The sequence below is a fragment of the Vibrio sp. 1580 genome, from assembly GCF_033340055.1.
The window spans coordinates 1-789 of record NZ_JAWOVT010000205.1 but is presented as its reverse complement, the minus strand read 5'-3'; the positions used below and the strand labels follow the sequence as shown (position 1 = coordinate 789).

Sequence of the window (789 nt, the reverse complement as noted above, 5' to 3'; positions counted from 1 at the left end):
AAAGACCGCACGTAAAGTGTTAAAACTAGCCCAACAAGCGGATGACGAATCGAGCGTGGCGTTGGTATCGGACAGAATGCGCATCCATGAAAAAACAGCATGGATGTTACGATCGCTGCAGAAATAACGCCGAGCGAAACGACCTAAGGATAATACTCTGTATTAAAACATCAGTAATTAATAACGGATGCCCGTGTTTGTTCACCAGCTGTAACGACTAGCACTCGCAAAACGCAAGAATGGGAGAATTAACATGACACAACAAAATGCGCATTCCGCAGGCAAATGCCCCGTAATGCATGGCTCAATGACCACCAATGACAGAACAGAAAAGAACTGGTGGCCGAAGTCGCTCAACCTCGACATTCTGCATCAACACGACGCTAAAACAAATCCAATGTCGAGTGATTTTGATTACCAAGAAGAAGTCAAAAAACTCGATTTCTCTGCACTCAAACAAGACCTCATCGCACTAATGACCGATAGCCAAGAATGGTGGCCTGCTGACTGGGGACATTATGGCGGCTTGATGATTCGTATGTCATGGCATGCGGCAGGGACTTATCGAATCGCAGATGGTCGCGGCGGTGCGGGCACCGGTAATTTACGTTTCGCCCCGCTAAATTCATGGCCAGATAACGCTAATCTCGACAAAGCAAGACGTATCCTTTGGCCGATTAAGAAAAAATATGGCAACCAACTGAGCTGGGCCGATCTCATTGCGTATGCCGGTACGATGGCTTATGAATCCATGGGGTTGAAAACGTTCGGCTTCGGATTCGGGCGCGA

The 789-nt window shown here is 47.7% G+C and carries 1 protein-coding gene and 1 pseudogene; both read left to right on the top strand.

Annotation, left to right across the window (positions count from 1 at the left end):
* A pseudogene (locus R7093_RS25040) lies at positions 1-127 on the top strand (DNA starvation/stationary phase protection protein); the annotation flags it as partial.
* A gap of 126 nt (positions 128-253) precedes the next feature.
* The coding region (locus tag R7093_RS25035) for a peroxidase family protein (RefSeq protein WP_318146991.1) at positions 254-789 on the top strand (536 nt) is incomplete at its 3' end.